Below are 18,898 nucleotides of genomic sequence, written 5' to 3' on the forward strand. Positions count from 1 at the left end.
TGCTGCCTCGGACGTCATCGAGGCAGCACTTTCCCTGTAGTTGCGCAGATCTTGGGCGAATCGGTCGGTCAGGCGGCCAGCACCTCGGCGAGCTTGGTCACCGCCAGGTCAATCTCCTCCTCGGTGATCACCAGCGGCGGGGCGAGCCGGATGGTGGAGCCGTGGGTGTCCTTGGCGAGCACGCCGCGCTCGGCGAGCCGCTCGCACGCCTCCCGCCCGCTCATCAGCGCCGGGTCGATGTCCAGACCGGCCCACAGACCACGGACGCGTACCCCGACCAGACCCTTGCCGACCAGCCCCTCCAGGCCGGCCCGCAGCCGCTCGCCCAGCTTGGCCGAGCGGCGCTGGAACTCGCCGGTGGCCAGCAACCGGACCACCTCGATGGCCACCGCGCAGGCGAGCGGGTTGCCGCCGAAGGTGGAGCCGTGCTGGCCGGGCTTGAGCACGCCGAGCACGTCGGCGTTCGCGGCCACCGCGGAGACCGGCACGATGCCGCCGCCGAGCGCCTTGCCGAGCAGGTACATGTCCGGCACGACGCCCTCATGGTCACAGGCGAAGGTCTCGCCGGTACGCCCCAGACCCGACTGGATCTCGTCGGCGATGAACAGCACGTTCCGGTCGGTGCAGACCTGGCGTACGCCCGGCAGGTAGCCCTCCGGCGGCACCACCACACCCTGCTCGCCCTGGATCGGCTCCAGCAGCACCGCCACGGTGTTCTCGTCGATCGCGGCGGTCAGCGCGTCCAGGTCGCCGTACGGCACGACCGTGAAGCCCGGGGTGTACGGCCCGAAGTCGGCGCGCGCGTCCTCGTCGGTGGAGAAGCTCACGATGGTGGTGGTCCGGCCGTGGAAGTTGCCCTCGGCGACCACGATGTTGGCCTGGCCGGCGGGCACCCCCTTGACCTGGTAGCCCCACTTGCGGGCCACCTTGATCCCGGTCTCCACCGCCTCGGCCCCGGTGTTCATCGGCAGCACCAGGTCCTTGCCGCACAGCTCGGCCAGCTCCCGGCAGAAGTCGGCGAACTGGTCGTGGATGAACGCCCGGCTGGTCAGCGTGAGCCGGTCCAGTTGGGCGTGTGCGGCGGCGATCAGCTGCGGGTGCCGGTGGCCGAAGTTCAGCGCGGAGTAGCCGGCCAGGCAGTCCAGGTAGCGCTTGCCGTCCACGTCGGTGAGCCAGGCACCCTCCGCGGACGAGATCACCACCGGCAGCGGGTGGTAGTTGTGCGCCGTCCAACGCTCGGCGTCCCGGACCGCTCCCGGCGTCCGCAGGATGTCATCCACGATCACTTGTTTGCCTTTCCCTGACGGAGTCGCAGTGTGCAGCACTTCGGTCCGCCGCCGGCCTTACGCAGCTCGGACAGGTCGACACCGATGGTTTCGTACCCCCGGTCGCGCAGCGCGGCGGCCAGGTCGGTGGCCTGCGCGGGCAGCACCACGTGCCGTCCGTCGCTCACCGCGTTCAACCCCAGCACCTCGGCGTCGGCCATGGTGGCGTGCACCGCGTCGGGAAAGAGCCGGCGCAGCACGGCCTGGCTGCCGGGGGAGAACGCCTCGGGCAGGTACGCCACGGTCCGCTCGTCGAGCACTGTCAGCGCGGTGTCCAGGTGGTAGAAGCGGGGGTCGACCAGTTGCATGGTGATCACCGGGTAGCCGAAGACCTCCTGCAACTGGGCGTGCGAGGCGTGCGCCGTGCGGAAGCCGGTGCCGGCCAGCAGGTGGTCGCCGGCCAGCAGGACATCGCCCTCGCCCTCGTTGACGTGCTTCGGGTCGTGCATCTCGAAGCCCGCGTCCTCGAACCACGCCCGATAGGCCGGTGCCTCGTCGGCGCGCTGCGGGTCGCGGAACTGCACGGCCATCGCCCTGCCGTCGATCACGGTGCCGCCGTTGGCGGCGAAGACCATGTCGGGCAGGCCGGGCACCGGAGTGATCTCCTCGACGGTGTGGCCGAGATCCAGGTACGTCTGGCGCAGCTGCTCCCACTGCCGGACGGCCAGCGCGGTGTCGACCGGCGCGCTCGGGTCCATCCAGGGGTTGATCGCGTAGTCGACGGCGAAGTACGTCGGCCGGCACATCAACAGGCGCTGGCTGGTGGCGTCCATCGTCATTGTCCTGCTCCCAGGGGTCGGGCGCGCCCGGCCACCGTGGCCCACGGGCTGGCGCCGTTGCTCAACGTTATGCGGCCACAGCGACAGGATCCACCACTGAGAGTTGCGCAGACCGAATATTCGTTGCGTCTGGGCGGCCACCGGGAGCGATTCGTTGTGTCAGGACGTGTCGCGCCTGGCGCACGGGCCGTGGTCGGGTGCGTGGGCGGTGATCGACTCGGTTTCCCGGGAAAGCGCGGCATTGGAGCGGCCGGGACACCCCGACTTCCCGGAAGCCGAGTGGATCACGGCCAGGAAACACTTCAGGGGCGGCGAACCGCCGCCCCTGAAAGGGTGTCGCCCGGTCGGTGAACCACCAAGTGATCCGGGCTGCCGGCGAACCGCCGGCTGTTCGCCGGTGCATCACCGGCGAGCGGAACAGTGCCCGCTAGAAACGGTCGACAAACTGTGAGTCGAGCCACTCACGGAAGCGCTGCACCCAGTCGCCGTCGGTGGTCGGCCAGTCGAACTGCCCGGTCATCGCGAGCACCCCGATCACCACCGCGGCCAGCCCGATCAGCACGCCGAAGAGCGCGTCGGTCTTGCCGGCGACGTGCCGACGGCGGGTGGCCATCAGGCCGAGCACCGCGAGCACCGCGCCGAGAGCGCCGAGCCCGATGCCGTACCCGGCCAGGGTCCCGGTCAGCACGAACATCGCACCGGCGACCGACACGATCAGGCCGAGGGTGGCAAGCAGGCTGGCCCGCGGCTTCGGGCCGCGGGTCGCGGGCGGCTCGGGCTCGGTCACGCCCGGGGTCGGGTCGACCGGGCGGTCGGTGGTGTCCCGGTCCGTCGGGTCGGGCCGACGGGTGGTGCTGTCGAGGTCGGCGTCCCGCTCGGCGGTGCGCGCCACGGTCGGGGCGGTGCCGGCGCGGGAGTCGGTCGCCACCGGGGTGGCGGCCCGGGAGTCAGCTTCGACCGGGCGGGCGGTGCCGGTCCGGTCCTCGCTCTCGACCGGGCGGGCGGTGCCGGTCCGGGCCTCGCTCGCCACCGGGCGGGTGGTGCTGGTTCGGGCCTCGCTCGCCACCGGGCGGGTGGTGCCGGTCCGGGGCTCGCTCTCGACCGGGCGGGCGGTGGCGGCTCGGGCTACCGCAGCCCGTTCGGCGGCACGCCGCTCGGCTTCGCCGGTCTGCCCGCTGGGCGCGGCGGCGCTGCGGTACGTCGTCTGGTTGTCGTCCCGGCCGGCGGTGTCGTCGGACCGGCCCGTGTCGCTGGCCGGCGTGCTGTCCGGGTCGGCGGCCTGGGTGTCGCGGCTGTCAACGCGGCCGTCGAGGTTCTCGTCCCGCGTCGGTGCCGGCTCGGACCGGCGGGACAGCGAAGGAATCCTGACCACTACACACCTCCTGATAAATGCGTGGTGGCCGATGGAAGGGGTGGCACCCACGCGGTTCTGCCCTGAAATACCCACCTGGGCGTTTCCTGACACCAATCCCGGGTACGGGGTCGCCGCCGCGATCAACGGTGGGCCGGGCGGCCCTGCCCGGTGGGCTGTCTCGACCTGCCCGTCGCGGGCGTGGACCTGCCCGTCGCGGGCGTGGACCTGCCCGTCGCGGGCGTGGGCCTGGGCGTGGGTGTGGGCGCGGCCGGGAGCAACCGCACCCCGGCCTGCTGCACGAACACCTCCCGCTTGTCGACGGCCAGGCCCTTGCCATCCAGTACGTAGCCCGTCAGCCAGACCCAACCGTGGTACGTCGGGCGCGGGTCGACACTCACCAGCCGAAGGCGTAGTGCCCGCTCGTCGGCGAACTGCACCGAGCACGCCGCGCCGATCAGCAGTAGGTCGCCGGGCTTCCACTCGGTCACGTCGGCCAGTGGCCGCGGTTGATCGGAATGCGGTGGCGGGCCCGGCAGGGCAGTTCGCCGCCGCAGCGGCACACGGTGCGCCAGCGCACCCAACTCCACACGGGCCGGTGGCGGCGGGCGAGGGTCAGCGCGGTGACCAAGAGGTATTCGTTGTACGACACGCGCATGGCGGTGTCCTTCCGAGGAATAGCGTCCCACCGGCCTTGTGCTGACGCTATTCCCGACACTGTTTCCTGGGAGGCGCCAACGCGTGACAGCATGTTCCGCGCTGGCCACCTTGTGCAATCCGCACCACCGCCCTAATGTCAGGCCATATTGACGCACGAGGAATGGAAAAGAATTGCGCGCGGGGCGAAACATTCGGTGTTGCAGGAGGGAAGCGGTGATGTTGCATGACGGATGAAACAAGCGGGTCCACGGTTCCTCGGCGACAGCTCGGACGGCTGCTCACGCAGCTTCGCGAGGATGCCTCCGTGTCGCTGGACGCCGCAGCCGAGGCGCTGGACTGCTCACGGCAGAAGATCTGGCGCATCGAGAAGGGGTTGGTCCCGGTGCGCGTGGTGGACGCCCGAGCGATGTGTGCTCTCTATCGGGTGTCCGACGCCATGGGCGAGATTGTCGCCGGGCTCGCGAAGGAGACTCGCGCCAGGGGTTGGTGGCATTCGTACGGCGATGTCGTTCCATCGTGGTTCTCGCTGTACGTCGGCCTGGAATCCTCGGCCTCGGCGCTGCGTCAATATGACGCCGAGTTGATTCCCGGACTCCTGCAAGCCCGGGAGTACGCCAGCGAGCTGTTCCGTCGGAAGAATCCGACAATGCGCGAGGAGGATCGGGAAAAGCTGGTGGAGGTCCGGCTGCAACGGCAGGGCATCCTCGTGCGCCGGCTGCCCACCGCCCCCACCCTGCGGGTCGTCCTGAGCGAGGCCGTGTTGCGGCGCACGATCCCCGACCGCCGGGCGATGGCTCAGCAGTTGCGACACCTGCTCGACGTGGCCGCACTGCCGACGGTGAGTCTGCGGGTCCTGCCGCTCGCGGCCGGGCCGCCGTTGGCCAGCGAGACCGGCACCTTCGTCCTCCTGGACTTCCCGCAGGCGTTCGGCAGAGCGTCCACCGAGCCGACCACCGTCTACGTGGAGAACATCACCGGGGCGCTCTATCTGGACAAGCCAACCGAGGTGGCCGCCTACGAACATGTCTGGTCGGACCTGGAAGCCCTCGCCTCGGGTGAGGCAGAATCAGAGAAACTGATCACTTCGATCATCGAGGAGCATCATGACTGACCTTGCCGGTGCGACCTGGCGCAAGAGCACCCGTAGCGGCGGGAGCGGCGGCAACTGCGTCGAGGTGGCCGACAACCTGCCCGGCGTCGTGGGCGTACGGGACAGCAAGGACCCGAGCGGTCCGGCGCTGGCCTTCGCTCCCGCCGCCTGGGCCACGTTCGTGGGCGACGTCCAGCGGCACCGCACGCGCTGACGGCACCGCACGCGCTGACGGCACCGCACGCGCTGACGGCACCGCACGCGCTGACGGCACCGCACGCGCTGACGGCACCGCACGCGCTGACGGCACCGCACGGCCCCTTGGTCGACTCGGGTTCCTGCAAGTCGGGGTCTTTCACTCACCTGGACGCCCCGGTCTCCGTGAAACCGAGTTGATCACGGCACTGGCTATCCTTGGCCGGTGCCAGAGGGACACTCGATCCACCGCCTGGCGGCCCGGCACGCCGAGCTGTTCGCCGGGGACAAGGTGCATGCCACCAGCCCGCAGGGTCGCTTCGCCGACGGCGCAGCCCGGCTCTCCGGCACCGTGTTGGAGGGCACCGAGGCGTACGGCAAGCACTTGCTGCACCACTACGCCGGTGAGCTGACCCTGCACGTGCACCTCGGGTTGTACGGCAAGTTCACCGACGGGCCGGGGGAGCCGCCCGAGCCGGTCGGTCAGGTGCGGGTGCGGCTGGCCAGCGACCGACACTGGCTGGACCTGCGTGGGCCCACCGCGTGCGAGCTGATCACCCCACCCGAGGTGGCCGCACTGCGGGACCGCCTCGGGCCGGATCCGCTGCGCGCCGACGCCGACCCGGAGCGGGCGTACCGGAGGATCTCGCGTAGCCCGACGCCCCTCGCGGCGCTGCTGCTCGACCAGTCGGTGGTGGCCGGCACCGGGCTGATCTTCGTGACCGAGGCGCTGTTCCGGGCCGGACTGCCGCCGACGATGCCCGGCCGCCGGCTGACCCACACCGGCTGGGACGCGCTCTGGGCCGACCTGGTCGGGCTGATGCGGCTCGCGGTCGAGCACGGCCGGATCGACACCGTGCGGGACGCGCACCTGCCGGAGGCGATGGGCCGGGCGGCCCGGGTGGACCGGCACGGTGGCGAGGTGTACGTCTACCGCCGCCCCGGCGTGCCCTGCCACGTCTGCGGCACCGAGGTCAGCCGTGGTGAGTTGGCCGGGCGCAACCTCTACTGGTGCCGTACCTGTCAGGCCGGTTGATCCGCCGGAGGGTCACCGTCCGTCGATCAGCCAGCGGGCCACCTCGATCTGGTGCGGAAAGACGATCTCGCCGTCGATGCTCCAGGCCAGGCTGTGCCCGATCGTCCAACCCCGCACCCGCTCCCGGTCCAGCCCGAGGTCGGCGCTGAGCCGGTGCAGCCGGTGCCGGACGGCGGCCGGCGAGTGGCCCAACTCCGGACCGCGCACCATCGGCACGACCGAGAACTCGCGCTCGCCGGTCAGCGGCTTCGGGTCGATCGCCAGCCACGGTTCCCGGTCGGCGGCGAGCACGTTGCCGGCGTGCAGGTCCTGGTTGACAAGCACCTGCTCGCCCTGGCTCGACACCAGGGCGGTGAGCAGGTCGAGTGCCCCGTCCAGCAGCCGCCGCTCGTACGGCCGGCCGACCCGCTCCCACGCCCGGGGTATCCGGTCGATCCAGCCGGCGGCCTCCTCGGCCAACGGGGTGAACGGCGCGGAGGCGGGTCGCCAGAGGCGGGGGAGCAGCCCGGTCACCACGTCCAGCGCCCGGTCCATCGGCAGCTCGTGCAGCGGGCTTCCGGGCCGGCAGCGCTCCACCAGCAGGGCGCGGCGTCCCGGATCGTGTGCGAGCAGCCGGATCGTGCCGTCGCCGTCCCAGTGGGCCAGCGCGTCGGCCTCGTGCAGGCTGTCGTCGTCCGGGTACTGGAGCTTCAGCACCGCCGCCGTGCCGTCCGGTAGGTCCGCCGGGAGTGCCAGCGAGGCGTACGCCTGCCGGAAGGGCGGACCGAGTCGTAGCGACCACTGCTCGGCGCACTCCGCCAGCCGGGTCGGGAGGGTGGCGAGCCAGGCCCGGCCCGGCGGTGATCCGCGTACCCAGTCGAGTCCCTCGGGTAGCTCCGTCCGGCCATCCTCAGGCAGGGCGTTCACAGGGCGGTCCACAGTGGCTAGCGTAAGGCTCGTGCAGATCGGCGGCTGCTCGGCGCGGAGGCGGTGGTGCTCGACCCGTTCAACGGCGACCTGGCCGAGATCCGCCAACCCGAACGCGCCTGGCGGACCCTCGCGGCCGTGGCCGCGTACGCCAAGACCCAGGAGGTTCGATGACACCCGACGACGAGAGGTTCCTCCGCCGCGCCGTGGAACTCGCCAGCCAGGCAGGGGCTTCCGGCGAACGGCCGTTCGGCTCGTTGCTGGTCGGGGCGGACGGCACCGTCCTCATCGAGGACCACAACACAGTGGTCTCCGACTCGGACATCAGCGCCCATCCGGAGCTCAAGCTGGCCCGCTGGGCCGCCCGGGAACTCGCCCCCGACGTGGCCGCCGGCACCACCATGTTCACCAGTTGCCAGCCCTGCCCGATGTGCGCGACAGCGATCGACCGGTCCGGGCTCGGGCGGGTGGTGTACGCCCTGTCCAGTGAGCAGTTCGAGGAGGTCAAGCCGGCCACCCCGCCGCTGCCTCCGGTCCGCTACGAGGGGCCGGCGCTGTTCGACGAGGCGCGTCAGCCGATCGACAACTACTACTGACCGGGGCGGCGCGGACGGCCCTTCGGCCTGCTGACGCGGCTCAGTCGGGCTTCGGCCGGGAGCGCAGGCGGTCCATCTGGGCGTGGCTGAGGTCATGTGCGCGCGTCAGGTGGCGGGTGATCACCTCAAGCTCCTCCTCGCTGTGGTCGTCGAGGATCGCCTGCCAGGACTGGCCAAGGTCGTCCCAGACCGCCGTGACCCGGTCGACCCGGTCCGGCACGGGGCTGACCAGCACCCGGCGTCGGTCCTCCCGGTCGGGCGTGCGTGTCACGTAGCCACCACGTTCCAGTCGGTCGACCAGACGGGTGGCCGAGCCCGTGGTCAGGCCGGTCATCTCGGCGATCTCGCGCACCGTGCGCGGGGTGGGCGCCGCGGTGAGCAGGCTCAGGAACTGCACGTCGGTCGGGTGGAGCCCGAGGTGGTCGGCGATGGCCTGGTTGAACAGCACGTACGAGGCCAGATAGCGACGGGACGCCATCGACAACTCCTCGTACAGCTCGCCCCTGCGCCGTGTGGTCATCCACATCACCTCCAAATTGGTTGCGCGACGCAGCGATTCTTCCTAATCTGCTGCGTGACGCAGTTAATGCGTCACGCAGCTATCCTACCCCAGGAGGACTCATGCTCACCGTTGCCGTCAGTGGAGCCACCGGAGCGCAGGGCGGGGCCACGGCCCGCGCCCTACTGAAGGCCGGCCACCGGGTACGCGCACTCACCCGCCAGCCCACCTCCCCGGCCGCCGACGCCCTGCGCAGCCTCGGCGCCGAGGTGCGCCACGCCGACTTTGGCGACCGCGCCTCCCTGGACGCCGCGCTCGCCGGAGCCGACTCGTTGTTCGCGGTCACCACCCCGTTCGGCACCGACCTGGCCACCGAGGTCCGGCACGGCAAGGCACTCGTCGACGCCGCGGCGGTCGCTGGCCTCGGCCACACCGTGCTGACCAGCGTCGCGCACGCCGACCGGGGCACGGGTGTCCCGCACTACGAGAGCAAGTACCTGGTCGAGCAGCACCTGCACAGCTCCGAGGTGTCCTGGACGATCATCGCGCCGGCCGCATTCATGGACAACTACGCCAGTGGCTGGACCCTCGACGGCCTACGCGAGGGCGTCTTCGCGTGGCCGATGCCCGCCGATCGGCCGCTCGCCCTCATCCCGGCGGTCGACATCGGCGCGTTCGCCGCGCACGTCCTGCAACGCTCCGCCGAGTTCGCCGGCCGTCGCATCGACATCGCCTCCGATCAGCGCACACCCGCGGAGATGGCCGAGATCCTCACCGGTGTCATCGGCTCCGTGATCAACCACCGGCGGGTGCCCCTGGCCCGCGTCCGACAGTGGTCCACCGACCTGGCGGCCATGTTCGCGTACTTCACGAACGTCGGTCTGGACCTTGACGTCGCCGGGCTGCGTCGCGACTACCCGGAGGTCGGCTGGCACAGCTTCGCCGACTGGGCCGCCGCCCAGGACTGGGCCACGCTGCGGTCCGACGCGACCGCCAACCATGCTCGTCCACGTCCTGAGTCGCGGTGTGACGCAAGCGGAATTGACAGTCGACCGCAGCCGGAGCAGGGTTGAGCACTGACAACGATGTCAACGGGCAAAAGGGAGGAATGGCACCGATGATCCTCCGCTGCGCATGCGGCCTTACGCCGTACCGTTGACGGTTTTGCGGCGCGGACCCGGTCCGTCCGCCGATCCTGGCCGTATGTCCCTTTCCTACCCGACGGTGACCAGCTGAGATGACCGACGTGCCCCGATCCGACGCCACCACGACTCCCGCTCCCACAGGGGCACCCGACCTGCCCGACCTGGACGACTTCCTCGCCGACCAGACCCGCACCCTGCTCGACACGGCCCGCCGCGCGGTCCGGGCCGAGGGCGGCTTCTGGTGGTTGACCGACGACCGCACCCCGGACCGGGGCGAACCGGTGTACACCTGGATCACCTGCCGGATGACCCACGTCGCCGCCCTCGCCCATTGCAACGGCGACCCGGACGCCGCCGCCCTGGTCGACAACGGAATCGCCGCGCTCAGCACCCTGCTGCGCGACGCCCGGTACGGCGGCTGGTTCGGCGCGGTGGACCAGCAGGGAGCGCCCGTCGACGACCGCAAGGCCGGCTACGACCACGCGTTCGTGCTGCTCGCCGCGTCCAGCGCCGCGCGCGCCGGACGGCCCGGCGCGCAGGAGTTGCTCGCCGACGTGCTGACAGTGGTGCGGGACCGGTTCTGGGACGACGAGGCGGGCGCGGTCCGCGAATCGTGGAACAGGGACTGGACGGTCACCGAGGACTACCGCGGCGCGAACAGCAGCATGCACATGGTCGAGGCGTTCCTCGCCGCTGCCGCCGCCACCGGCGACGCGAGCTGGACCGACCGCGCCCTGCGGATCGCCTACCACCTGGTGCACACCGAGGCCGCCCGGCACGACTGGCGGCTGCCCGAGCACTTCACCGCCGACTGGACGCCGCTGCTCGACTACAACCGGGACCAGCCCGCCGACCAGTTCCGGCCGTACGGCTCGACAATGGGCCACTGGCTGGAGTGGGCCCGGCTGCTGCTGGAGCTGGAGGCGGTCCTGCCGCAGCCGCCACGCTGGCTGCTCGCCGACGCCCGGCACCTGTTCGCCGCCGCCGTACGCCGGGGCTGGGCGGTCGACGACGCCGACGGCTTCGTCTACACGATCGACTGGGACGACCGGCCGGTGGTGCGCTCCCGGATGCACTGGGTGCTCGCCGAGGCCATCGGAGCGGCGGTGACCCTGCACCGCCGCACCGGCGACGACGTCTACGCCGACTGGTACCGGGTCTTCTGGGCGTACGCGCGCCGCTACCTGATCGACGGCACCGGGTGGCGGCACGAGTTGGACGCGCGGAACCTGCCCGCCGACACGGTCTGGCACGGTCGGCCGGATGTCTACCACGCGTACCAGGCGGTGCTGCTGTCGCGCTCGGCAAACGGGCTCGGTGGCCCCGGCCCGCTCGCGCCGGGCGAGGTGACCGCATGATCGTGGTCGCGGGCGAGGCGCTTATCGACCTGGTGGTCACCGCCGAGGGGCAGCGCGCCGTGCCGGGTGGCTCCCCGGCGAACGTGGCGGTCACCCTGGCCCGGCTCGACCAGCCGGTGCGGCTGCTGGCCCGGCTCGGCGGCGACGAGTACGGTCGGCAGCTCGCCGAGCACCTGAGCGTCAACCGGGTGGAACTGGACTGGGCGGTCCGCGCCACGGAGCCGACCTCGGTGGCGGTGGCCACGTTGAACGAGAGCGGGCAGGCCAGCTACGAGTTCCGGCTGGCTGGCACGGCGGACTGGCAGTGGACGCCGGGGGAGTTGCCCGACCTGGCCGGGTCGTCGGCGACCGCGCTGCACACCGGGTCCCTCGCGCTCGCGCTGGCCCCCGGGGCGCAGGTGCTGGAGGACCTGCTCGCCCGCGAACGCCGTCGGGACGGGCTCACCCTCTCGATCGACCTCAACCTGCGGCCGAGCATCGTCACCGACCGGGCCGCCGAGCAGACCAGGGTACGACGCCAGGTGCCCCTCGCGAACCTGGTGAAGGCCAGCGACGAGGACCTGGCCTGGCTCTACCCGGACCGGTCGGTGGGCGACGTGATGGCCGAGTGGCGCGACGCCGGGGTGTCCTGCGCGGTGGTGACCCGGGGCGGTGCGGGCGTCTGGCTGCTCGCCCCGAACGGATCGCTGCACGAGCAACCGGCGGTACGCGCCACAGTGGTCGACACCGTCGGGGCCGGTGACTCGTTCACCGGCGGTCTGCTGGCCGCGCTGGCCGACCTCGACGCGCTCGGAGACCGGCCGGCCGACCGGCTCGCCGCGGTGACCGAGCAGCAGTGGGATGCGGTGCTCCGGCAGGCCGCGACGGTGGCCGCGCTGACCTGTGGCCGCCGAGGCGCCGACCCGCCGAGCCGGGCCGAGGTCGACGCCCTGCTCAACGCCGCGAGCTGACCCCGACCCGAGCCGGCCCGCCCTCGGGTGGGTCGGCGCGGTCGGGGATCATCGCGCAAGCAGCGCTGTCAGCGTTGTGGTGGCGGGGTCAGACCTCGGGGCAGCAGGCGGGTGGGCAGCACGATGGTCGACGGTGGGGTGTCGTCGTCACCGGCGATTCGCTGGAACAGCCGCTCGGTGGCGACCCGGGCCAGCTCCCGGGTGTCGTAGGCGACGACGGTCAGTGGCCGGGGCATCAGGTGGGACAGTTCGAAGTCGTCGAAGCCGACAAGCGCGGCGTCACTGCCCCGGCGGTGCAGCTCCTGAAGCGCGCCCACGGTGAGCCGGTTGTTGGCGCAGAAGAACGCCGTCGGCGGGTCCGCCTGGTCGAGCAGCGCGGCGACCGCCCGCCCGGCCTCCTCGGGGGCGATGAGCCTCTCGCAGACCAGCGACTCGTCCCGTGCGACAGCGGCCGCGGCCAGCGCCGCCCGCGCCCCGGCCAGCCGCTCGCGCATCGTGGGCACGCTCGGCGCGCCGAGCAGGAGGCCCACCCTTCGGTGCCCCTCGTCGAGCAACGCGCCGACACCGGCGTGGCTGCCGCCCCGGTTGTCCAACAGCACAGCGTCGGCGTGCAGCCCCTGCGGCGGCCGGTCCAGGAACACCACAGGCATCCCCAGCTCGACCTCGCGCCGCAGGAACGAGTGGTCCAGGCCCGCCGGCACCACCAGCAGCCCGTCGACCCGGCGCTGGGTGAAGTCCTGGAGCAGGGCGCGTTCCCGCTCCGGGTCCTCCTCCGACGAGGCGGTGATCAGCATTGTGCCGTGGGCGGCGGCGATCTCGGCGGCGACGCTGGCGATTGTCGCGTAGAACGGGTTGGCGATCTCCTCGATGAGCAGCCCGACAGTGGCGTTGAGCTGCCGGGAGCGCAGGTTGCGGGCGATGTCGTTACGCCGGAAGCCCAGCTCGGCGATGGCGGCCAGCACCCGGTTGACCAGTTCCTGACCCACCGGCTCGTCGTTGACCACCCGGGAGACCGTCTTCAGGCTCACCCCGGCGTGCCGGGCCACGTCGACCATCGTCGGACGCCGACGTACCGTCGGCCGGGTCGGGGTCTGGGTCACGGGTGGTCCTCCACGGCGGGCACCGGTCAGCGGTCGAGGGCAGCGAGCGCGTCGACCGCCTTTCGGGCGGCGACGAGCACCGGGTCCCACACCGGCGCGTACGGCGGAGCGTAGCCCAGGTCCAGCGACGTCATATCGTCCACCGTCATGCCGTTCCAGAGTGCCACGGCCAGCGTGTCGATCCGTTTGGCCGCCTCGGACCAACCGACGATCTGCGCGCCGAGCAACCGGCCGCTGGGCCGCTCCGCGATCAGCTTGACGGTCATCGGCCGGGCGCCGGGGTAGTAGCCGGCCCGGTTGGTCGACTCGGCGACCACCGAGACGAAGTCGAAGCCGGCCAGGGTGGCCTCCCGCTCCCGCAGGCCGGTGCGCCCCACCTCCAGGTCGCAGACCTTGGTCACGGCCGTGCCGATCACGCCGGCGAAGGTGGCGTACCCGCCGCCGATGTTGATCCCGGCCGCGCGGCCCTGCTTGTTGGCGTGCGTGCCGAGCGGCACGTGCACCGGCATGCCGCTGACCCGGTGCAACGTCTCCACGCAGTCGCCCGCAGCCCAGACGGCGGACAGTCCGGCCACCCGCATCCGGCGGTCCACCCGGATGCCACCGGTCGGCCCGATCGGGAAGCCGGCAGCCTCGGCGAGCGCGGTGTTCGGGCGTACTCCCAGGCCCAGGACCACGACGTCGGTCGGTATCGGCCCCTCGGCCGTGACCACCGCGGACACCCGGCCGTCGCGCTGCTCCAGGCCGGTCACCGGCAGGTCGGTGCGGATCGTGACACCCAGGCCGCGCATCGCGTCGGCGACCAGCTCGGCCATGTCGCCGTCGACGGTCGCCATGGGCTGGGCGCCCGCCTCGACCAGGGTCACCGACAGCCCGCGCTGGATCAGCGCCTCGGCCATCTCGACGCCGATGTAGCCGCCGCCGACCACCACGGCCCGGCGCGGCCGTGGCTCACCTTCCAGCCAGTCGCGCAGCGCCGCCCCGTCGTCGAGGGTCTGCACGCCGAACACGCCGCCCGCGTCGGTGGCCGCCCAGGGCGGCTGCACCGGCACCGCGCCGGTGGCGTACATCAGGTCGTCGAAGCGCTCGCGGACCTCGCCGCCGCCCTTCAGGTCCCGGGCGACCACCTCGCGGCGGTCCAGGTCGATGGCCGTGACCTCGTGGCGCATCCGGAGGTCCATCGCGTACTTCGTCCGGAACGTCTCCGGGTCCCGGGCGATCAACGCCTCCGGGCCGGGCACCAGACCGCTGATCCAGTACGGGATGCCGCACGCCGAGTAGGAGGTGAAGTGGCCCCGCTCGAAGACCACGATCTCCAGGTCGTCGCGGTCGCGGCGGCGTCGGGCCTGGGACGCCGCCGACATTCCGGCGGCGTCCCCGCCGATGACGATCAGCCGTTGCGCCACGGGCTCATCCTGTCACGGTGATCAGCCACGGGTCTGTCGTGCGACGTCCTGCACCACGTCGGTGAGTCGGCCGGTCCGCTCGTACACCGCGCGCTGCCGGGCCGCGCCGCTGCCGTGCCGGCGCAACCCGCTCAGCAGGTCGGTCACCTCGGCCCAGTCGTCGTGCTGCTCCAGCGCCGGCCGCAGCCGCTCGACGAACCGGTCCAGCAGCTCCCAGGCTGGGCGCAGCTCACCGGTGGTGACATCGACGGCGTCGCCTTCCAGGCCGTCGTGCGCGGCCCGCCAGTGCGCGCCGACCAGCAGGTGGTGGTCGGTCCGCAACGCCGGCCGGTCGGCCTCGACATCCGCCATCGCGGTGGCCACCAGGGCCCGGACCAGGGCGGCGACCAGCACCGCGTCGTCCACCGACGGGCAGACGTCGCCGATCCGCAGCTCCACCGTCGGGTACTTCGCCGACAGGCGGGCGTACCAGTAGAGCATCCCCTCGTCGAGCATCACCCCACTGGAGATCAACTGTCGGATCAGCCGCTGGTAGTGCTCGTGCGACTCCAGGAACGGCGTCGGGGCCACCGAGGGCCAGCGCTCCCACTCCACCGAGCGCCAACTGGCGTAGCCGGTGTCCTCGCTGCCGGAGAACGGGGAGTTCGTGGTCATCGCGTGCAGCATCGGCAGCCAGGGGCGTACGTGGTTGAGCACCTGCACACCGGTGTCCGGATCGGGGACACCGACGTGCACGTGCATGCCGTTGTTGCCGGGGCCGGGGACGAGCAGCCGGAACCGCTCGATCATCAGGTCGAAGCGTGGCTTATCCACCACCGGTGGCACCGGGCCGTCCACCGGACCCGTACCGATGGCGAGCAGGCGTACGCCGGCCCGCTCGGCGGCGTCGGAGAGCGCCCGACGCAGCACGCCGAGGGAGTGCCGGATCGATGACAGCTCCAGGCCGGGCGGGCTGCCGATCTCGATCTGACTGGTCTGGAACTCCCGCTCCACCTGCCCGCGAAGTTCGGCCGGCACCTGCTCCATCACCAGGTCGACGGCAGGGACCGCGGCCCCGGTGTGCGGGTCGACGAGCAGGAACTCCTCCTCGACACCAACGGTGAGCAATCCGGTCGCCGCAGTCATCTCGCTGGGCGCCTCCGCCACCTGGCCGGTCATCGACACCACCGTCCGTTCCTACCGTTCGCGGTCCGTCCGCATCGGTCCGCTGCTTGGTTACCCAACGTGGCGACACCGGGAAACGTGGCGTGGCTCGTCGTGCGTGGGCGCGCCGTCGATTTCGGCGGGACGAGGTGACAGCGGGACCTATGCTGAGCCCGTGCCGGTGCTCGGCAGATCGACCCGGACGGCGCCGGTCGCCCTCGTCCCCGTGCCCCGGGACACCCCTCGGCCGCGTAGCGCCACGCCGCCGCGCGGCCGATCCCGCCGTCACCGGTCCCCCCGTCGAGCGGACACCGCCCGGGAGGACCTCATCGGATTCGGACCGAGGGGTTGTCCATGCTTGCCTTCGCACCACTGCACGACGTTGTCGGCGCTGCCGGCACGGCACTGTCCTGGCTCACCGAACTGCTCGAACCACTGGCCGGCGGGATGGCCACCGCCGCCGCCATCGTGCTGTTCACCATCGCCGTCCGGCTGCTGATCTCGCCGCTCACCGTCGCGCAGGTCCGCGGCGAGCGGCGTCGCGCGGCGCTCGCCCCGCAGGTGCGTGACCTCCAGCAGCGGTACGCCGACGACCCGGCGAAGCTTCAGCGCGAGGTGTTCGCGCTGTACCGGGAGGCCGGTGCGAACCCGGTCGCCGGCTGCCTGCCGTTGCTGCTCCAGGCGCCGTTCCTGCTGGTGCTCTACCGGCTGTTCACCACGAACGAGGGCGGCACCGGGCTGCTCGACGAGCGGCTCGCCGGGGTGCCGCTGGGCCACCATCTCACCGATGGTCTGGCCGGGGCGGCCGGCCCGCTCTTCGCGGTGCTGCTGGCCGTGCTGCTCGTGGTGGCCTGGTGGTCGTCGCGGCGGGCACGGCGGGCGTCGGCGGCTGTTGGCACGGTGGCAGGTACGCCCACCGAGGGGCCGGGGGCGGCTGTGCTCGGGCGGCTGCTGCCCCTGCTGCCGTTCGCGACGGTGCTGGTGGCGCTTGTGCTGCCGCTCGCCGCGGTGATCTACCTGGTGACCACGAGCGTGTGGTCGGCGGTCGAGCAGGCGGTGCTCCGCCGACCGCAGGCGATTCCGTCGAGCGTCGAGAAAGATCGACGTTGACAACTGTCTTGACGCGACGTACAACCGTCAGAGAGCGCTCTCTCGAACCCGTCCCCGCAGAGAGGCACGTCCATGTCACCTCCTTCGGCGGCCCCCGCCGCCCCGCTCGTCCGACGCCGGCTGCGGCTGGCCTCCGTCCTGCTCGTCGCCACCACCACCGTCCTGGCCGGCGTCACCGTCACCGCGCAGGCGGCCGTGCCGCCACCCCCGGCCGGCTGGAGCACGGTCTGGAGCGACGACTTCACCGGCGCGGCCGGCACCCTGCCGTCGGCCGCCAACTGGATCATCGACACCGGTCACAGCTATCCCGGTGGTCCGGGCAACTGGGGCACTGGCGAGATCCAGAACTACACCGCCAGCACCGCCAACGTCAGCCACGACGGTGGTGGCAACCTGCGGATCACACCGCTGCGCGACAGTGGTGGCGGCTGGACCTCCGCCCGGATCGAGACCGTGCGCAGCGACTTCAAGGCCCCGGCCGGCGGCGTGCTGGCCATCGAGGGCCGGATCCAGATGCCGAACGTCACCGGCGCCGCGGCCGCCGGCTACTGGCCGGCGTTCTGGGCGCTCGGCGCGCCCTACCGGGGCAACTACCAGAACTGGCCGGGCATCGGCGAGTTCGACGTGATGGAGAACGTCAACGGCATCAACTCCGTCTGGGGCGTGCTGCACTGCGGCGTCGCACCGGGTGGGCCGTGTAACGAGTCCAATGGCCTCGGCGCGTCCCGGGCCTGCCCGGGCTCGAGCTGCCAGTCCACGTTCCACACGTACCGGTTCGAGTGGGATGCCTCGATCAGCCCGCAACAACTGCGCTGGTACGTCGACGGGCAGCTCTACCACACCGTCACGCAGAGCCAGGTCGGTGCGTCGGCCTGGTCGCAGATGACCTCGCACGCGGGCTACTTCCTGTTGCTCAACGTCGCGATCGGTGGGGCCTTCCCGAACGGCGTGGCCGGCAGCGGCACACCGACCGCCGCCACCGTCCCGGGTCGGCCGATGCTCGTCGACTACGTGGCGGTGTACCGGCGCGGCAGCGGCACCACCCCGCCGCCCACCACCCCGCCACCCACCACGCCGCCGCCCAGCGGGACGAGGGACGCGTACGCGCAGATCCAGGCCGAGTCGTTCAGCGGGCAGAACGGGGTGCTCGTCGAGGCGTGCTCCGAGGGCGGGCAGAACATCGCCGCGCTGCGCAACGGCGACTGGGCTCGCTACGACAATGTCGAGTTCGGCTCCACCGGGCCCCGGGACTTCCTGGCCAGGGTCGCCTCCGGCGCGGGTAGCGGTGCGAGTGGCCTCGTCGAGGTGCGGGTGGACAGCCCGACCGCGGCGCCGATCGGCAGCTTCGCGATCGGCAACACCGGCGGCTGGCAGAGTTGGCGCTCGGTGCCCGGCAACGTGGGCGGGGTGACCGGCCGGCACTCCGTGTACCTGACCTTCACCAGCGGCCAGCCGAACGACTTCGTCAACGTCAACTGGTTCACCTTCCGCCGCTGAGCGGACCGTCCCGGGCTGCCCGTCGCACTGTCACGCGACGGGCGGCCCACCGGATCAGCGACCGGCGGTCACCGACCGCCGGTCGTCGCGTTCCCGACGTCGGCGGACCTTACGGACCACCCACATGACCACCATGACGACGAAGACCGCGACGATCGCGTAGTTGAACCAGTCGCTGTAGCGCTCCACGTCCTGCCACTGGCTGCCCAGCGCGTAGCCGGCCCCGACGACGAGACCGTTCCACACCCCGCTGCCGATGGTGGTGAGCAGGATGAACTCGCCCAGCGGCATCCGGTTGGCCCCGGCCGGAACGGAGACCAGGCTGCGGACCACCGGCACCACCCGGCCGATCAGCACCGCCCACCGGCCGTGCCGCTCGAACCAGCGGTCGGCCCTCTCCAGGTCGTCGCGGTCCACAAGCGGGATGCGGTCCAGCCAACGCTTCAGCCGCTCCTCGCCGAGCGCCGCGCCGAGCCAGTAGAGCACCAACGCGCCGACCAGCGAGCCGACCGTCGCCGCCACCACCACGAGCACGACGTTGAACTGGCCCTCGTGGGCCAGGAAGCCAGCCATCGCCAACACGATCTCGCTGGGGATCGGCGGGACGATGCTCTCCAACGCCACAAGCAGCGCCACGCCCACCGGGCCCATCGCCTCGATCACGGAGGCCACCCAACCGGTCAACCCGGTGAACTCGGCCGGGTCGCCACTCTGGGCGTACGCCATGGTCGTCCTTCCGGTCGGCTGCGGGG

At 71.9% G+C, this 18,898-nt stretch carries 20 protein-coding genes and 1 pseudogene; 10 read left to right on the forward strand and 11 right to left on the reverse strand.

All coding sequences use genetic code 11. The features are described from left to right. Positions 1-68 precede the first annotated feature (68 nt). From rocD to ABZU25_RS19295, 5 genes are all read right to left on the reverse strand, one after another. Positions 69-1,283, reverse strand: coding sequence for an ornithine--oxo-acid transaminase (rocD, locus tag ABZU25_RS19275; protein WP_355030809.1), 1,215 nt, complete (start codon positions 1,281-1,283; stop codon positions 69-71). Continuing rightward, a complete protein-coding gene (gene ddaH / locus ABZU25_RS19280; RefSeq protein ID WP_355030810.1) occupies positions 1,283-2,098 on the reverse strand; it encodes a dimethylargininase in 816 nt (271 codons plus the stop codon). Before ddaH ends, rocD begins: the two co-directional genes overlap by 1 nt. A gap of 433 nt (positions 2,099-2,531) precedes the next feature. Beyond that, complete coding sequence (locus ABZU25_RS19285; protein ID WP_355030716.1) at positions 2,532-3,476, reverse strand: thrombospondin; 945 nt, start codon at positions 3,474-3,476, stop codon at positions 2,532-2,534. A gap of 122 nt (positions 3,477-3,598) precedes the next feature. Then, complete coding sequence (locus ABZU25_RS19290) at positions 3,599-3,946, reverse strand: hypothetical protein (RefSeq protein WP_355030717.1); 348 nt, start codon at positions 3,944-3,946, stop codon at positions 3,599-3,601. Further along, positions 3,943-4,113 carry a hypothetical protein gene (locus ABZU25_RS19295; protein WP_355030718.1) on the reverse strand — a complete coding sequence of 57 codons (171 nt, stop codon included), beginning with the start codon at positions 4,111-4,113 and terminating at the stop codon, positions 3,943-3,945. The genes ABZU25_RS19290 and ABZU25_RS19295 overlap by 4 nt, the downstream gene beginning before the upstream one ends. Positions 4,114-4,338: 225 nt before the next feature. Between ABZU25_RS19295 and ABZU25_RS19300 the strand changes: the two genes are divergently transcribed. The 3 genes from ABZU25_RS19300 (at position 4,339) to ABZU25_RS19310 (ending at position 6,436) form a co-directional block, all read left to right on the forward strand. Next, positions 4,339-5,226 carry a helix-turn-helix transcriptional regulator gene (locus ABZU25_RS19300; protein WP_355030719.1) on the forward strand — a complete coding sequence of 296 codons (888 nt, stop codon included), beginning with the start codon at positions 4,339-4,341 and terminating at the stop codon, positions 5,224-5,226. Then, the gene (locus tag ABZU25_RS19305) at positions 5,219-5,419 is read left to right on the forward strand and encodes a DUF397 domain-containing protein (RefSeq protein ID WP_355030720.1); all 201 of its coding nucleotides are present in this window, start codon (positions 5,219-5,221) and stop codon (positions 5,417-5,419) included. Before ABZU25_RS19300 ends, ABZU25_RS19305 begins: the two co-directional genes overlap by 8 nt. Before the next feature lie 207 nt (positions 5,420-5,626). After that, complete coding sequence (locus ABZU25_RS19310) at positions 5,627-6,436, forward strand: DNA-formamidopyrimidine glycosylase family protein (RefSeq protein ID WP_355030721.1); 810 nt, start codon at positions 5,627-5,629, stop codon at positions 6,434-6,436. Between the two features lie 12 nt (positions 6,437-6,448). Here the strand turns inward: ABZU25_RS19310 and ABZU25_RS19315 are convergent, their stop codons facing one another. Then, entirely contained in the window at positions 6,449-7,354 is a 906-nt protein-coding gene (locus ABZU25_RS19315; protein ID WP_355030722.1) for an aminoglycoside phosphotransferase family protein, read from the reverse strand. Between the two features lie 158 nt (positions 7,355-7,512). On the opposite strand from ABZU25_RS19315, the gene ABZU25_RS19320 reads away from it, so the two are divergent. Further along, positions 7,513-7,938, forward strand: a complete 426-nt coding sequence (locus ABZU25_RS19320) for a nucleoside deaminase (RefSeq protein ID WP_355030723.1) — start codon at positions 7,513-7,515, stop codon at positions 7,936-7,938. Between the two features lie 40 nt (positions 7,939-7,978). On the opposite strand, the gene ABZU25_RS19325 is transcribed toward ABZU25_RS19320, so the two are convergent. Then, a complete protein-coding gene (locus ABZU25_RS19325; protein WP_355030724.1) occupies positions 7,979-8,458 on the reverse strand; it encodes a MarR family transcriptional regulator in 480 nt (159 codons plus the stop codon). A 101-nt stretch (positions 8,459-8,559) separates the two neighbouring features. On the opposite strand from ABZU25_RS19325, the gene ABZU25_RS19330 reads away from it, so the two are divergent. The 3 genes from ABZU25_RS19330 (at position 8,560) to ABZU25_RS19340 (ending at position 11,890) form a co-directional block, all read left to right on the forward strand. Next, complete coding sequence (locus ABZU25_RS19330; RefSeq protein WP_355030725.1) at positions 8,560-9,510, forward strand: NmrA/HSCARG family protein; 951 nt, start codon at positions 8,560-8,562, stop codon at positions 9,508-9,510. Positions 9,511-9,674: 164 nt separating this feature from the next. Then, positions 9,675-10,940: an AGE family epimerase/isomerase gene (locus tag ABZU25_RS19335; protein WP_355030726.1), complete on the forward strand. Its 1,266-nt coding sequence runs from the start codon at positions 9,675-9,677 to the stop codon at positions 10,938-10,940. Beyond that, a complete protein-coding gene (locus ABZU25_RS19340) occupies positions 10,937-11,890 on the forward strand; it encodes a carbohydrate kinase (protein ID WP_355030727.1) in 954 nt (317 codons plus the stop codon). The genes ABZU25_RS19335 and ABZU25_RS19340 overlap by 4 nt, the downstream gene beginning before the upstream one ends. Before the next feature lie 68 nt (positions 11,891-11,958). Here ABZU25_RS19340 and ABZU25_RS19345 read toward each other — a convergent pair whose 3' ends face one another. The 3 genes from ABZU25_RS19345 to ABZU25_RS19355 all read right to left on the reverse strand — a co-directional run bounded on the left by ABZU25_RS19345 (position 11,959) and on the right by ABZU25_RS19355 (position 15,554). After that, on the reverse strand, positions 11,959-12,945 hold the full coding sequence (locus ABZU25_RS19345) for a LacI family DNA-binding transcriptional regulator (protein WP_355030811.1): 987 nt from the start codon (positions 12,943-12,945) through the stop codon (positions 11,959-11,961). A 71-nt stretch (positions 12,946-13,016) separates the two neighbouring features. Next, positions 13,017-14,396: an FAD-dependent oxidoreductase gene (locus ABZU25_RS19350; RefSeq protein WP_355030728.1), complete on the reverse strand. Its 1,380-nt coding sequence runs from the start codon at positions 14,394-14,396 to the stop codon at positions 13,017-13,019. A gap of 21 nt (positions 14,397-14,417) precedes the next feature. After that, entirely contained in the window at positions 14,418-15,554 is a 1,137-nt protein-coding gene (locus ABZU25_RS19355; RefSeq protein WP_355030729.1) for a glutamate--cysteine ligase, read from the reverse strand. A 174-nt stretch (positions 15,555-15,728) separates the two neighbouring features. Here ABZU25_RS19355 and ABZU25_RS19360 point away from each other — a divergent pair. From ABZU25_RS19360 to ABZU25_RS19370, 3 genes and pseudogenes are all read left to right on the forward strand, one after another. Then, positions 15,729-15,794 (forward strand): annotated as a pseudogene (locus ABZU25_RS19360) (DUF6412 domain-containing protein); the annotation flags it as partial. Between the two features lie 99 nt (positions 15,795-15,893). Next, positions 15,894-16,649, forward strand: coding sequence for a membrane protein insertase YidC (gene yidC / locus ABZU25_RS19365; protein ID WP_355030730.1), 756 nt, complete (start codon positions 15,894-15,896; stop codon positions 16,647-16,649). A gap of 72 nt (positions 16,650-16,721) precedes the next feature. After that, positions 16,722-18,146, forward strand: coding sequence for a carbohydrate-binding protein (locus tag ABZU25_RS19370; RefSeq protein WP_355030731.1), 1,425 nt, complete (start codon positions 16,722-16,724; stop codon positions 18,144-18,146). 54 nt (positions 18,147-18,200) lie between these two features. Here the strand turns inward: ABZU25_RS19370 and ABZU25_RS19375 are convergent, their stop codons facing one another. Further along, positions 18,201-18,872, reverse strand: coding sequence for a DedA family protein (locus tag ABZU25_RS19375; protein ID WP_355030732.1), 672 nt, complete (start codon positions 18,870-18,872; stop codon positions 18,201-18,203). Between the last annotated feature and the right edge of the window lie 26 nt (positions 18,873-18,898).

The sequence above is a fragment of the Micromonospora sp. NPDC005215 genome, from assembly GCF_040607915.1.
In the GTDB taxonomy this organism is placed as follows: Bacteria; Actinomycetota; Actinomycetes; order Mycobacteriales; family Micromonosporaceae; genus Micromonospora.

What these genes read in the sequence shown, in the direction of transcription:
- ddaH (WP_355030810.1), bottom strand. Translation starts at nt 2,098, where the DNA reads ATGGACGCCACCAGCCAGCGCCTGTTGATGTGCCGGCCGACGTACTTC.
- ABZU25_RS19295 (WP_355030718.1), bottom strand. Translation starts at nt 4,113, where the DNA reads ATGCGCGTGTCGTACAACGAATACCTCTTGGTCACCGCGCTGACCCTC.
- ABZU25_RS19300 (WP_355030719.1), top strand. Translation starts at nt 4,339, where the DNA reads ATGACGGATGAAACAAGCGGGTCCACGGTTCCTCGGCGACAGCTCGGA.
- ABZU25_RS19305 (WP_355030720.1), top strand. Translation starts at nt 5,219, where the DNA reads ATGACTGACCTTGCCGGTGCGACCTGGCGCAAGAGCACCCGTAGCGGC.
- ABZU25_RS19320 (WP_355030723.1), top strand. Translation starts at nt 7,513, where the DNA reads ATGACACCCGACGACGAGAGGTTCCTCCGCCGCGCCGTGGAACTCGCC.
- ABZU25_RS19325 (WP_355030724.1), bottom strand. Translation starts at nt 8,458, where the DNA reads ATGACCACACGGCGCAGGGGCGAGCTGTACGAGGAGTTGTCGATGGCG.
- ABZU25_RS19330 (WP_355030725.1), top strand. Translation starts at nt 8,560, where the DNA reads ATGCTCACCGTTGCCGTCAGTGGAGCCACCGGAGCGCAGGGCGGGGCC.
- ABZU25_RS19335 (WP_355030726.1), top strand. Translation starts at nt 9,675, where the DNA reads ATGACCGACGTGCCCCGATCCGACGCCACCACGACTCCCGCTCCCACA.
- ABZU25_RS19340 (WP_355030727.1), top strand. Translation starts at nt 10,937, where the DNA reads ATGATCGTGGTCGCGGGCGAGGCGCTTATCGACCTGGTGGTCACCGCC.
- ABZU25_RS19345 (WP_355030811.1), bottom strand. Translation starts at nt 12,945, where the DNA reads ATGGTCGACGTGGCCCGGCACGCCGGGGTGAGCCTGAAGACGGTCTCC.
- ABZU25_RS19355 (WP_355030729.1), bottom strand. Translation starts at nt 15,554, where the DNA reads ATGACCGGCCAGGTGGCGGAGGCGCCCAGCGAGATGACTGCGGCGACC.
- yidC (WP_355030730.1), top strand. Translation starts at nt 15,894, where the DNA reads ATGCTTGCCTTCGCACCACTGCACGACGTTGTCGGCGCTGCCGGCACG.
- ABZU25_RS19370 (WP_355030731.1), top strand. Translation starts at nt 16,722, where the DNA reads ATGTCACCTCCTTCGGCGGCCCCCGCCGCCCCGCTCGTCCGACGCCGG.
- ABZU25_RS19375 (WP_355030732.1), bottom strand. Translation starts at nt 18,872, where the DNA reads ATGGCGTACGCCCAGAGTGGCGACCCGGCCGAGTTCACCGGGTTGACC.